This is a genomic window from Pseudomonas sp. HMSC08G10 (assembly GCF_001808425.1).
GTDB classification, from domain to species: domain Bacteria; phylum Pseudomonadota; class Gammaproteobacteria; order Pseudomonadales; family Pseudomonadaceae; genus Aquipseudomonas; species Aquipseudomonas guariconensis.
The window spans coordinates 20770-34352 of the sequence record NZ_KV793333.1 but is presented as its reverse complement, the minus strand read 5'-3'; the positions used below and the strand labels follow the sequence as shown (position 1 = coordinate 34352).

The 13583-nt window shown below is 62.0% G+C and carries 10 protein-coding genes; 8 read left to right on the top strand and 2 right to left on the bottom strand.

Annotated features, from left to right (window positions below; translation table 11 throughout):
* A partial coding sequence (locus HMPREF3173_RS22055; RefSeq protein WP_139146885.1) for a retention module-containing protein occupies window positions 1-2147 on the bottom strand: 2147 nt, incomplete at its 3' end.
* 516 nt (window positions 2148-2663) lie between these two features.
* On the opposite strand from HMPREF3173_RS22055, the gene HMPREF3173_RS22050 reads away from it, so the two are divergent.
* The 3 genes from HMPREF3173_RS22050 to HMPREF3173_RS22040 all read left to right on the top strand — a co-directional run bounded on the left by HMPREF3173_RS22050 (window position 2664) and on the right by HMPREF3173_RS22040 (window position 7739).
* On the top strand, window positions 2664-4037 hold the full coding sequence (locus HMPREF3173_RS22050; protein ID WP_070576742.1) for a TolC family outer membrane protein: 1374 nt from the start codon (window positions 2664-2666) through the stop codon (window positions 4035-4037).
* Between the two features lie 75 nt (window positions 4038-4112).
* Window positions 4113-6248: a type I secretion system permease/ATPase gene (locus HMPREF3173_RS22045; RefSeq protein ID WP_139146886.1), complete on the top strand. Its 2136-nt coding sequence runs from the start codon at window positions 4113-4115 to the stop codon at window positions 6246-6248.
* Between the two features lie 138 nt (window positions 6249-6386).
* Entirely contained in the window at window positions 6387-7739 is a 1353-nt protein-coding gene (locus tag HMPREF3173_RS22040; protein ID WP_043214847.1) for an HlyD family type I secretion periplasmic adaptor subunit, read from the top strand.
* Window positions 7740-7826: 87 nt separating this feature from the next.
* Here the strand turns inward: HMPREF3173_RS22040 and uraH are convergent, their stop codons facing one another.
* A complete protein-coding gene (gene uraH / locus HMPREF3173_RS22035; protein WP_043214849.1) occupies window positions 7827-8180 on the bottom strand; it encodes a hydroxyisourate hydrolase in 354 nt (117 codons plus the stop codon).
* 389 nt (window positions 8181-8569) lie between these two features.
* On the opposite strand from uraH, the gene puuE reads away from it, so the two are divergent.
* The 5 genes from puuE to HMPREF3173_RS22010 all read left to right on the top strand — a co-directional run bounded on the left by puuE (window position 8570) and on the right by HMPREF3173_RS22010 (window position 13491).
* Window positions 8570-9496 (top strand): allantoinase PuuE, encoded by a 927-nt coding sequence (gene puuE, locus HMPREF3173_RS22030; RefSeq protein WP_043214851.1) that lies wholly within the window; start codon window positions 8570-8572, stop codon window positions 9494-9496.
* Entirely contained in the window at window positions 9496-10011 is a 516-nt protein-coding gene (gene uraD, locus HMPREF3173_RS22025; RefSeq protein ID WP_043214853.1) for a 2-oxo-4-hydroxy-4-carboxy-5-ureidoimidazoline decarboxylase, read from the top strand. The genes puuE and uraD overlap by 1 nt, the downstream gene beginning before the upstream one ends.
* Window positions 10012-10104: 93 nt before the next feature.
* On the top strand, window positions 10105-10608 hold the full coding sequence (locus tag HMPREF3173_RS22020) for an ureidoglycolate lyase (RefSeq protein ID WP_043214855.1): 504 nt from the start codon (window positions 10105-10107) through the stop codon (window positions 10606-10608).
* A 45-nt stretch (window positions 10609-10653) separates the two neighbouring features.
* A complete protein-coding gene (locus HMPREF3173_RS22015) occupies window positions 10654-11982 on the top strand; it encodes a urate hydroxylase PuuD (RefSeq protein WP_070576737.1) in 1329 nt (442 codons plus the stop codon).
* 156 nt (window positions 11983-12138) lie between these two features.
* A complete protein-coding gene (locus HMPREF3173_RS22010; RefSeq protein ID WP_043214859.1) occupies window positions 12139-13491 on the top strand; it encodes a nucleobase:cation symporter-2 family protein in 1353 nt (450 codons plus the stop codon).
* Window positions 13492-13583 lie beyond the last annotated feature (92 nt).

Genomic DNA, 13583 nt, shown 5'->3' with positions numbered 1-13583 from the left:
TCGCTGCCGGTGACGTTGCCAGCCGCCAGGTCTTTGCCATCCTGGTTCAGGTCCAGGGCTTTCTCGTAAACCGTTACATCACGGTCCGCCCCACTGACCGACAGTCCACTATCCAGCACCTTGATAGTGACGGTGGTGGTGCTCTCGTCGCCGTCGGCGTCGCGGATGGTGTAGACGAAGGTGTCGGTCGCACCGGCACCCGCCACGCTGTTGGGATTGGCGTGGTAGGTGGCGCTGCCGTCAGCATTGAGGATCAGGTAGCCATAGGTGCCCATGATCTGGGTGCCAACATCGCCATGAACAGGTGTCGAGGTATCGCTGCCAGCCCTTACGCCGACCACGGCCTTACCCTCAGGAGCACCATCGGCCCCAACCACATCGTTGTGCAATACGTTGCCGGTGACCACCCCGCCTTCGTGCACGATGGATTTGGTATCGGGGTTGGCTTGAGGCACATCGTCGACAATGTTCACGTCGATGCTGCCGCTAGCACTGCTGCCATCGCTGTCGGTCGCAACGACGGTAAAGCTTTCGCTCACACTGTTGGCGCCATCGGCGTTCGGGTGCGCCTGATTGTCGGTCAGGGTGTAGCTGTAGCTGACGACGCCAGTGGCCGGGTTGTAGCCGGTCACGGTCAGGGTATTGCCCAGCGGTGTGGTGATCGATTGCGGGAAGCCTGCCACCACCCCGCCATTGACCAGGGTGATTCCCCCAACGACCAGCGTTTGCAGGCCATCGGCTGCTGTGACGGTAAAGGTCCCGCTTTGCGTCAATGCCAAGGCATCGGGGGCACTGCCGTCGCCCAGGTGCTTCTCGTGAACGGTGAGCTCGCCCCCTTTTACAGCCAGCCCATCGAGGGTAACCGGGTCGTTGAGGTTGGTGACATTGAGCACCAGCGTCGCCGTGCTGCTGTCCCCGTCCGCGTCGGTCAAGGTGTAGGTGAAGTGCTCCACGCCCGAGCCGCCACCGTGCAGGTTGATGAAGTCCGGGTCGTTGGTGTTCAGCGTGTAGGTGTAGGACCCGTCGGCCGCCAGCACCAAGGTGCCGTAGGTGCCGACATAGGTACCGGCGGTGATCGGCCCGGAAGGCACACGGTCAGCCCCCTGCACATCGTTGCTCAGCACATTGCCGGTCAAGGTGGTCTGCTGCTCGGTCGCCACCGTTGGGTTGCTGTCGTCCAGGGCCTTGGGCATGTCGTCGACGATGCGAACGTCCAGGGTGCCACTGGCCACACTTCCATTGGTGTCGCTGACATGTACCGAGAGCTGCTCACTGACTGCCTGGGCGCCTCCGGCGGTCGCCAGGGTGTAGCTGTAGCTGACCGTACCGGTGACCGGGTCATATCCGGTGATGGTCAGGACATTGCCCAAGGCGGTGGTCAGCGACTGGCCGACACCCGTTACCACGCCTCCCGTGACGACATTGATACCGCCGACATTGAGGTTGAACACGCCATCGGGCGCCGACACAGTGAAGCTGCCGCCCTGGGTCAAGGCACCAGGGTTACTGGCCGAACCGTGCGGCAGATGGGCCTCTTGCAGGGTCAGCTCGCCTCCGGCGACGTCCAGTCCGTGCAGGGTGACCGGATTATCGGGATCGTCTGGGCCATCGGTTACCGGTCGGCGATCATCATCGAAGCGCCTATCCCCGGCATCGGGAATCGTGAACTCAGGGATGCCATTGAACCCTGCGGTGGGGAAACCGATCACCGGGTCGACGCGCCCGGCCACCTCGGTCAGCAATACGAAGCTATGGCCACCGCCCACCGCACCGGGCGCGCCGGTGCTGCTGGGGCCTGCCGCCGTGGCCTCGGCCTCCTGGCTCGGGTCAGCACCTGCGGCAATTGCCTTTTGCAAGCGCTCGACATCACTCAAGTCAGCCTCACTGGGCGCTATCGCTTCAGGGCCCTGCACATGCCCCGCCGGGTGGGCCAACAGCTCCGGCCGCAGCTCAAGGCTGCTGTCGCGCCCCAGGGTGAGCTCGCCACCGTTATCCAGGTGCACGGCTACAGCCCCCGCGGCGCCGGTCTCGAGTTGCTCTCCGGCATACAGCCGGTCACCTTCGACCAAGACCCGACGGGTGCCGTCCTGACCGACCGCGAAGACTTGCCCGACAACCTTGCTGACCACACCAAGTGATTTAGCCATGAACCAATGCCTCCATTGCCGAGTGATTCCCGCAACGCGAGGCTTTTGGAGGAAGGAGGAATTCGCAGCGTTGACCATGCACGCAGCGATGCGTCGATAACTGCGCCAGGCCCCGATTTCACGGGTGATCAAGGCTTATGGATGATCGTCGACGATGAACCTGGCAAAACGCGATGGCAAAATGACAGATGTCAATAAAATGTCGCCAAATAACGTCCTGCCTCCCTCCCCTCGTTAGATCCCTGCCCTCTGCTGCAAGAAAAACGGGAACTTTTCTCAGAGGCCCGAAAAACAAAGCGTGTGCGCTTATTCAACGGACGACCTGAGTAGAACAATGTCCGGTATTTCTTAGAGCGCATAAGTTTTTTTTCGCATAAATCTTATGAGGAAATCTTCTTAGTTCGCCTGGTAAATGTTCTTAGCTCTGTTGTTACAAACCTGAAACGGTTTGACTCTTATTTTTCGTCATTTTTTTGGCGATTGCAGGACTTTTTCGAGACCAGGGAGATGTACTCCATGCGCGTTCTAACCCCCATCACCAGTGCAATTCTGTTGGCCATGGCATGCGCCAACTCTCAGGCGATGTCGATCACCGAGGCTGTACAGAACGCGGTGGACCAACATCCCGAAATCAGCGCCAGCCGTAACAGCCGTTTGTCGGCTGATGAAGATGTGAAGTTCGCGCGTGGGGGCTATTACCCCAGTGTCGACCTCATAGCAGGCTATGGTCGCCAACGCTCCGACAACACCAATACCCGTGGCTTCAACCCTGATGGTTCGCGCAACCACAACAAGGAAACCCTCAGCTACACCCAGTCGGAACTGCGTTTGCGGCAGATGCTCTTCGACGGTTTCAATACCGCCAACGAGGTGGGCCGTACCGAGGCAGTGGCCAACTCCCGTGCCTACTTCACCCAGGCGACGGCCGAAACGGTGGCGTTGCGTGCGATCGAGGTGTACCTGGAGGTGCTCAAGCGTCGCGAACTGGTGACCCTGGCCAAGAACAACCTGCAAGCCCACCTGCGGGTCAATGACCAGATCGGGCTTCGCAGCGAACGCGGCGTGGGCAGCAATGCCGACCTGGACCAGTCCCGTGCCCGCCGGGCCTTGGCCGAGAACAACCTGGACACTGCCGAAGTCGATCTGGCCGACGCCGAGGCCAACTTCTACAGCGTGGTCGGACGCATGCCCGATGAGCTCGAAACACCGACCACCATCAAGGGCGAGGTGCCCACCACCCTGGAGCAGGCACGCCAGGGCATGCTGGAGAACAACCCCTACCTCAAATCGGCCCAGGCCGACGTGAATGCCGCCGAGCAACAGTACGAAGTGGCCAAGTCACCCTTCTACCCACGCCTGGACGCCGTGCTGGCCACCGGCGCCAACAACAACATCGCCGGCCAGCGCGGCCATGACAACAACGACTGGCAGGCCGGTGTCGAGCTCAACTACAACCTGTTCCGCGGCGGCAGCGACAAGGCGCGCCTGCAGTCGGACGCGCACAAGATCAACCAGGCCATGGACATCCGCAACAATGCCCTGCGCGAGCTCAACGAGAACCTGAGCCTCGCCTGGAACGCCATGAACAATGCGCGCAAGCAGACCCCGACCGCCCGCGAATACGCCGAGACCACCCAACGGGTGCGCGCCGCCTACCAAGACCAGTTCGGCCTTGGTCAGCGTACCCTGCTCGACCTGCTCGACAGCGAAAACGAGCTGTACAACGCCAACCGTCGTTACACCGAAGTGCGCTATACCGAGGAGTTCTCCATGTATCGCGTGCTGGCGAACATGGGCGAGCTTCTGAGCAAGCAACGTATTTCGCTGCCGCCTGAGGCCATCGCCAAGACCGAAGTGCGTAACGAAGCCCGGTTGCCCGACATGCGGTAGTTCGTGCGCACTGCTGGCTGTTCATCCGAAAAGGATTGGTTTCCACCGCGGCAGGAGTAGACCATCGTGACCAGTATGCAAAGCGCGCAACCGCGCCTGGATGTTGATGATCCTTTGCTCGATGGCCTGCTGATTCTGTGCAAGCTGCACGGCTGCCCCGCCAGCCGTGCCGGTTTGTGCAGTGGCCTACCCTTGGCCGACCAGCGCCTGCCCCTTGAACTGCTGCCCCGCGCCGCTGCCCGCGCAGGGCTTCAGGCACGGGTACTGGAACGCACTCTGGCCAACATCTCGGAACTCAACCTGCCGGTTTTGTTGATGCTCAAGGACGGGCGTAGCGCCGTGCTGCAGCGCTGGGGCAATGATGGCCGGGCATTGATCCTGCCCTGTGAAGCCGAAGGTGGCGAACAATGGGTCGAACGCGAATCGCTGGAGCAGGCCTATGCCGGTCAGGCGTTGTTCGCCCGCCCTCGACACACCTTGGAGAACCTGCGCACGCCCCTGATCCCGCGGGTTGACGCCTGGTTTCGCGATACCCTCAAACATTCGCGCTGGCTGTATGGCGATGCCCTCTTGGCCAGTCTGCTGATCAACCTGCTGGGGCTGATGGTGCCCTTGTTCGTCATGCAGACCTACGACCGGGTGGTGCCCAACCAGGCGCTGTCGACCCTCTGGGTACTGGTCGTCGGCCTGTTCATTGGCACGGCTTTCGAACTGGTGCTGCGCATGGTGCGCGCCCATCTGCTGGACCAGGCCGGCAAGAAGACCGACCTGATTCTCTCGGCCACCCTCTTCGAACGCATCACCGGCATGTCCATGAAGGCCCGGCCCGCCACCATCGGCGGCTTCGCCCAGAGCATTCATGACTTCCAGGGACTGCGCGAATTCCTCACCGCCGTCACGCTCACCAGCATCATCGACCTGCCATTCGTGGTGCTGATGCTGCTGGTGATCGGCCTGCTCGGCGGCTGGCTGGTGTTGATCCCGCTGATCGCTTTTCCCGTGGCCGTGGCGTTTGCCCTGTTCATCCAGGTGCGCCTGCGCGACACCGTACAAAAAAGCCTGAGCCTGGGCTCGGTCCGCCAGGCCCTGCTGATCGAGACCCTCGGCGGGCTGGAGACACTCAAGGCCTGCGGCGCCGAAAGCGAGCGTCAGTACCAGTGGGAACACACCAACGGCGCCATCGCCCGCCTCGATGCCCATGCCCGCAATCTGTCCTCCCTGGCCAGCAACGGCACGCTGTTCATCCAGCAGTTCTGTGGCATGGCCACCATTGTCGCCGGGGTCTACAGCATCATCGCCGGCAACCTCAGCGTCGGCGCATTGGTGGCCAGCTACATGCTCGGCAGTCGGGTCCTGGCGCCATTGGGGCAGATCGCCGGCCTGATCACCCGCTATCAGCAAGCCCAACTGACCATGCGTAGCACCGACGCCCTCATGGCCCTGCCCCAGGAGCGCCAAGCCGAGCACCAGGCCTTGGAACACACCACGCTCAAAGGTGGTCTTGCCCTCAATCATGTGAGCTTTCGCTACCCCGGGCAGAACACCCTTGCCCTGCAGGACGTGCACCTGACTCTGCAGCCCGGCGAGCGCATCGGCATCATCGGGCGCAGCGGCTCGGGCAAGAGCACACTCGCCCGCCTGCTGATGGGCTTTCATCATCCGGACGAAGGCCAGGTGCTACTGGACAACCTCGACCTGCGCCAGCTGGATATCGCCGACCTGCGCGTGCAAATGGGCTATGTCGCCCATGACCTGCCGCTGCTGGCCGGCAGCCTGCGCGACAACCTCACCTTGGGTGCCCGCCATGTCAGCGACGCGCGCATGCTCGAGGTGGCAGAGCTGACCGGCGTCAGCGAACTGGCCCGCCTGCATCCGCAAGGCTTCGACCGCCCGGTGGGTGAGCGTGGCCAGTTGCTGTCCGGCGGCCAACGCCAGTGCGTGTTGCTGGCGCGGGCATTGCTGCTGGAGCCGCCGATCCTGATCCTCGATGAACCCACCAGCCACATGGACAACAGCAGCGAGGAGCAACTGCGTCAACGCCTGCTGGCTTGTGTTGCGGGTAAGACCGTGGTGTTGGTCACCCATCGCACGTCCCTGCTGAGCCTGGTGGACCGGCTGGTAGTGCTGGACAACGGCAAGGTCGTCGCCGACGGGCCGAAGGACGCGGTCATCGACGCCCTGCGAAAAGGCCGCATCGGTGCTGCCGTATAGGAAGCAAACAAAGCCCGCGGACTCCGCGAGCCAGACGGGAGCAGGTTTACGCAAGGTGCGTCACCGCCCGGCAGACGAGCCCGCCCACAGGCCCCGGCCAAATCCGTGAGTATCGCGTGGGTCAAAGAGAGGTAGGTCATGTCCCTGAGCCAGAGCATCCGCAGCCCCCACGGCAACGACAAGCGCGCCGAACGCGACTATATGCCGGAGCTGGCCGGCGCCACCTTGCAGGACTCCCCCCGCCTGTCGCGACTGACCGTGTGGCTGACGGCCGCACTGCTGCTCGCAGCGCTGGCCTGGGCCCACTTCGCGGTGGTCGATGAGGTCACTGTGGGCGAAGGCAAGGCCATCCCGTCGAGCAAGGTCCAGGTGGTGCAGAACCTCGAAGGCGGTATCGTCACCGAGATCTTCGTGCGCGAAGGCCAGATGGTCGACAAAGGCGCCACCCTGCTGCGCCTGGACGACACGCGGTTTCTCTCCAACAAAGGCGAAAGCGAAGCCGACCGCTATGCCCTGACAGCCCAGGTCGAGCGTTTATCGGCCGAATCCGAAGGCCGCCCGTTCAACCTTTCGGACGAAGTGCGCGCCAAAGCGCCCCAGGTGGCCGAAGACGAAACGGCCCTGTATGAGTCGCGCCAGCGCCGCCTGGCAAGCGAGAAGCAGACCCTCAACGAACAACTGCGACAGAAGACTCAGGAGCTGGCCGAATTTCGCTCCAAGGTGGACCAGTACCGCTCGGCCCTGGGCCTGCTGCAACAGGAACTGAACATGTCCACCCCGCTGGTGGGCACCGGGGCGATTTCGCCAGTGGAGATCCTGCGCCTGAAGCAACGCGCCGTGGAGGCACGCGGTCAGCTCAATGCCACCAGCCTGGCGATCCCCCGGGCCGAAGCGGCCGTGGCGGAGATCAAGAGCAAGATCCAGGAGTCCGACGCCACCTTCCGCTCCGAGGCCGCCAAGGAGCTCAACGACAAACGCACGGAGCTGTCGAAGATTACCGCCACCAGCATCGCCATCGACGACCGGGTCAACCGGACGACGGTGGTTTCGCCAGTGCGCGGGATCATCAAGCTGCTCAAGGTCAATACCATTGGCGGCGTGGTACAGCCCGGCAGCGATCTGGTCGAGATCGTGCCGATCGAAGACAACCTGCTGATCGAGGCCAAGGTGCGCCCGCAGGATGTCGCCTTCCTGCACCCAGGGCAGACGGCGATGGTCAAGTTCAGCGCCTATGACTACACCATCTATGGCGGGCTCAAGGCCAAGCTCGAGCTGATCGGTGCCGATACCGTGACCGACGACAAGGGCAACGCCTTCTACCTGATCCAGGTGCGAACCGAGAAGAACCACCTGGGCGGGGACAACAAACCCTTGCTGATCATTCCGGGCATGGTGGCCACCGTGGACATCATCACCGGGCGCAAGAGTGTGCTCGATTACCTGTTGAAACCGGTGCTCAAGGCCCGGACAGAGGCGCTGCGCGAACGCTGAACAGGCAGTTGCCAAACAGCAGGCAAAAAAAAGCCCGCCAGTGTGAGAGCGGGCATAAGGACCTACGAAGATTCTTCTAGCGACCAACTAGCTTCCACGATAGGTCGAGTAACTGTACGGCGAGATCAGCAGCGGCACGTGGTAGTGCTCTTGCTTCTCATCGATACCGAAGCGCAGGACAACCACATCCAGGAATGCGGTCTCCGGCAATTTCACGCCACGGGCGCGGTAGTAGTCACCGGCGCTGAATTGCAGCTGGTAGACACCCGTGCGGTAGTCTTCACCCTGCAGCAGCGGCGCGTCGACGCGGCCATCGCTGTTGGTCAGGGCAGTGTTCACCAGCTCCAGTTGCTGGCCTTCGACACGGTACAGCTCAACCTTGATCGAGCTGCCCGGGCAGCCGTGAGCGGCATCCAGTACGTGTGTGGTCAAACGTCCCATTTGCTTGTCGCCTCTTGTCGTATGCGTGGGCAAAAAATACACGGCAATCACCGCGCCAAAGGCCTGCGGTGTGCGGCAATGGGGCCATTAAGACACTTTCTCGATAAATTGTACACAATTTTTTGAACCCCTCTTGCACAACCCTCTCGCCCTCTCGATAAATATGGCATTCACCGCAAAGACAGGCCCCATGCCGACCTCGATGTCGTTATCTGACCGCTCAGGCAGGTTTCTTGCAACCCATTCCCAGCCGACAAAAGGGAAGAAATGCGGAAAAACAGGCTTACAAATGATTTCAGAACTTGTATACAATCACCCTCATCCGGTGGTGCGACATCCCGACGCGGTCCGCCCACCACCCGCACTAACGTACAAGAAGGAAGACTGCAGTGAGCGCTGACTACCCTCGCGACCTGATCGGTTACGGCAACAACCCACCTCACCCGCACTGGCCGGGGAACGCACGCATCGCTCTGTCCTTCGTGCTCAACTATGAAGAAGGTGGCGAACGCAACGTCCTGCACGGTGACAAAGAATCCGAAGCCTTCCTGTCCGAGATGGTTGCCGCCCAGCCTCTGCAAGGCGTGCGCAACATGAGCATGGAGTCGCTCTACGAATACGGCAGCCGCGCCGGCGTCTGGCGCCTGCTCAAGCTGTTCAAGGAAACTGGCGTTCCGCTGACCATCTTCGCCGTCGCCATGGCTGCCCAACGCCACCCCGACGTGATCCGCGCCATGGTCGAAGCCGGCCATGAGATCTGCAGCCACGGCTACCGCTGGATCGACTACCAGTACATGGATGAGCAGCAAGAGCGCGAGCACATGCTCGAGGCCATCCGCATCCTCACCGAACTGACCGGCGAACGCCCGCTGGGCTGGTACACCGGCCGCACCGGCCCGAACACCCGCCGCCTGGTGATGGAGGAAGGTGGCTTCCTCTATGACAGCGACACCTACGACGATGACCTGCCCTACTGGGAGCCGAACAACCCGACCGGCAAGCCGCACCTGGTGATCCCCTACACCCTGGACACCAACGACATGCGCTTCACCCAGGTCCAGGGCTTCAACTGCGGCGAGCAGTTCTTCCAGTACCTCAAGGACGCCTTCGACGTGCTCTACGCAGAAGGCGCCGAGGCGCCGAAGATGCTTTCGATCGGCCTGCACTGCCGCCTGGTCGGCCGCCCGGCTCGCCTGGCTGCGCTCAAGCGCTTCGTCGAATACGCCAAGAGCCATGACCAGGTCTGGTTCGCCCGCCGCGTGGACATCGCCCGCCACTGGCACGCCACCCACCCGTACAAGAACGAGAACGCCTGATGACCGCCTTCAAGACCCTCAAGCCATCGACCCTGGACCGCGACGCCTTCGTCAAGGCCTTCGCTGACATCTATGAGCACTCCCCGTGGGTTGCAGAAAAAGCCTACGACCTGGGTCAGCTGGGCGAACTGGACGAGATCGAGGCGCTGCACCAGCGCATGAGCGACATCCTGCTCAGCGCCAACCATGAGGATCAACTGGCGCTGATCAATGCTCACCCGGATCTGGCTGGCAAGGCCGCCATCCAGGGCGAGCTGACCGAGTCCAGCACCAATGAACAGGCCGGCGCCGGTATCCACCAGTGCACCGCCGAAGAGTTCGCCCGTTTCACCGAACTCAACGACGCCTACAAGGCCAAGTTCAAGTTCCCGTTCATCATGGCGGTCAAAGGCAGCAACCGGCACCAGATCCTGGCCGCCTTCGAAAAGCGCATCCACAACGACGCCGATGCCGAATTCAAGGAAGCTCTGGCGCAGATCAACCTGATCGCCCTGTTCCGCCTGCTGCAACTTTAAAAGATGGTGCGATGGCCGCCCCGAGCGTGCGACACACTCGCCCCGGGGCTCGGCCCACACCCTAAACAGAACACAGAACAAAGAGATAACCGCATGCGCACTTTAGTGATCGAGCCCCTGACCAAAGAAGCCTTCGCCCCTTTCGGTGACGTGATCGAAACCGACGGCAGCGACCACTTCATGATCAACAACGGTTCGACCATGCGCTTCCATAAGCTCGCCACGGTCGAAACCGCCGAGCCCGAGGACAAAGCGATCATCAGCATCTTCCGCGCCGATGCCCTGGAGATGCCACTGACCGTCCGCATGCTGGAACGCCATCCGCTGGGCAGCCAGGCTTTCATCCCGCTGCTCGGCAACCCCTTTCTGATCGTGGTCGCGCCAGTTGGCGATGCACCTGTATCAGGCTTGGTCCGTGCCTTCCGCAGTAATGGCAGGCAGGGCGTTAATTACCATCGCGGCGTCTGGCACCACCCGGTGCTGACGATCGAAAAGCGGGATGATTTCCTGGTGGTTGATCGCAGTGGTTCCGGCAACAACTGCGACGAGCATTACTTCACCGAGGATCAGATGCTGATCCTCAATCCCCACCAATAAGAAAAGGTCGGTCATCGTCTCGGTGATCGGCAAGAGGTACATACTGTGGAAGCACACCTTCACGAATGGCTGAACCTGAGCATTCGCTGGGTTCACATGATCACCGGTATCGCCTGGATCGGTGCATCGTTCTACTTCGTCTGGCTGGAAAACAACCTGAACCGGAGCAATCCGCGCGAAGGTCTGTCGGGTGACCTCTGGGCCATCCACGGCGGTGGTATCTACCACCTTGAGAAGTACAAGCTCGCACCGCCGAAGATGCCGGAGAACCTGCACTGGTTCAAATGGGAAGCCTATTTCACTTGGATGTCCGGTATCGCCCTGCTCTGCGTGGTGTTCTACTGGAACCCGAGCCTCTACCTGCTGGCACCGGGCAGCACCCTGAGCGGTGCCGAAGGCGTGGCCATCGGTATCGGCTCGCTGGTCGCCTCCTGGTTCATCTACGACTTCCTGTGCGATTCGCCCCTGGGCAAACGCCCTGCCCTGCTCGGCGCCGTCCTGTTCGTGCTGATCATCGCGGCCTGCTTCGGCTTCAGCCTGGTGTTCAGCGGTCGTGGTGCATACCTGCACACCGGCGCGATCATCGGCACCATCATGGTCGGCAACGTGTTCCGCATCATCATGCCGGCCCAGCGCCAGCTGGTGGCCGCCATCGAGAAGAACGAAACTCCTGATCCGGTCCTGCCGGCCAAGGGTCTGCTGCGTTCGCGCCACAACAACTACTTCACCCTGCCGGTGCTGTTCATCATGATCAGCAACCACTTCCCGAGCACCTACGGCAGCCAGTACAACTGGCTGATCCTGGCCGGGATCGCAGTGGCTGCGGTACTGATCCGTCACTACTTCAACACCCGTCACGAAAGCAACAAATACGCCTGGACCCTGCCTGTCGGCGCCCTGGCGATGATCTGCCTGGCCTACGTGACAGGTCCGAAGCCGATGCCGACCGCACCTGAGCAAGCCGCGGCGAAGGTCGAGTACCAACCGCTGCCAGCGACTGCCATCGGTGGTAAGACCGCTGCCGAGCAACGTGCCGAAGACGCCGCCAAGGCTGCCCAGGCACCTGCCGCCCCGGCCGAAGCTCCTGCCCAGGCAACCGCCCAGGCCGCCCCGGGTGGGTTCGACAAGATCCACACTGTCATCCAGGAACGCTGCACCGTGTGCCACTCGGCCAAGCCGACCAGCCCGCTGTTCAGCGCTGCGCCCGCCGGCGTGATGTTCGACACTCCGCAGCAGATCCAGGCCCAGGCCGCGCGCATTCAGGCGCAAGCTGTCGCCAGCCAGATCATGCCGCTGGGCAACATCACCCAGATGACCCAGGAAGAACGCAACATGGTCGGTGCCTGGATCGCCAAAGGCGCTCCGGTCAACTGATCGAAGCTGCAAGCTTCAAACCTCAAGCTGTAAGTAGTAGGTAACAAGCAAGCATCGAGCCCTGAGCCTCAAGCGGGAACCCCAAGCTTTTTTAAAGCTTGCCGCTTGAAGCTCGCGGCTTGGATCCGAGAATAAAAACAAAACTCGAGGTGCTGCATGTCCGAGTCCCGCAAGGCGTACATCCCCGTTGCGCCCCCACGACAGCCTCTGCCCCTGTTCCAACTGATCCTGGTGGGTCTGCAACATGTACTGCTGATGTACGGAGGTGCGATTGCCGTGCCTTTGATCATCGGCCAGGCCGCCGGACTGTCTCGTGAAGAAGTCGCTTTCCTGATCAACGCCGACCTGCTGGTCGCTGGCGTTGCCACCATGGTCCAATCGTTCGGTATCGGTCCCGTCGGCATTCGCATGCCGGTGATGATGGGTGCCAGCTTCGCTGCCGTCGGCAGCATGGTCGCCATGGCCGGCATGCCCGGCGTAGGCCTGCAGGGGATCTTCGGCGCGACCATCGCCGCCGGATTCTTCGGCATGCTGATCGCCCCGTTCATGTCCAAAGTCGTACGGTTCTTCCCGCCGCTGGTCACCGGTACCGTCATCACCTCCATCGGCCTCTCGCTGTTCCCGGTTGCGGTCAACTGGGCCGGTGGCGGTCATGAAGCCGATACCTTCGGCTCGCCGATCTACCTGCTGGTCGCAGGCTTGGTGCTGGCTGTGATCCTGCTGATCAACCGCTTCATGCGGGGGTTCTGGGTCAACGTCTCGGTGCTGGTCGGCATGGGCCTGGGCTACGTCCTGGCCGGTTCGATCGGCATGGTGGACCTTTCCGGTCTGTCCGAGGCACCGTGGCTGCAAGTGGTGACCCCACTGCACTTCGGCATGCCGACCTTCAGCCTGGCTCCGATCCTGTCCATGTGCCTGGTGGTGGTGATCATCTTCGTCGAGTCCACCGGCATGTTCCTCGCGCTGGGCAAGGTCACCGACCGTGAAGTCACCCCTGGCATGCTGCGTCGTGGCCTGATGTGCGACGCCGGTGCGTCGTTCGTTGCAGGTTTCTTCAACACCTTCACCCACTCCTCCTTCGCCCAGAACATCGGTCTGGTGCAGATGACCGGGGTACGCTGCCGCTACGTCACCATCGTCGCCGGCGCCCTGCTCATCCTGCTCAGCCTGCTGCCGAAGGCGGCCTTCCTGATCGCCTCGATCCCGCCCGCTGTACTGGGTGGCGCGTCCATCGCCATGTTCGGCATGGTCACGGCCACAGGGATCAAGATCCTTCAGGAAGCGGACATCTCTGACCGCCGCAACCAGCTACTGGTCGCAGTCAGCGTGGGCTTTGGCCTGATCCCTGTGGTCCGTCCGGAGTTCTTCGCGCAGATGCCGCACTGGATGGAACCCATCACCCACAGTGGTATCGCCATGGCAACGGTCAGCGCCTTGGTGCTGAACCTGCTGTTCAACATCCTGGGTGGCGCCGAGCGCGCCGTGCATAACGCAGCCCACCAGCATTGAGCCAAGGGCGGCAACCCTGCCGCCCCGCTCTTTCATGCAGTAACCGCAACACCGGTGACCCACGCACATGGGTCGCAGGGGGCGCGCTTGCG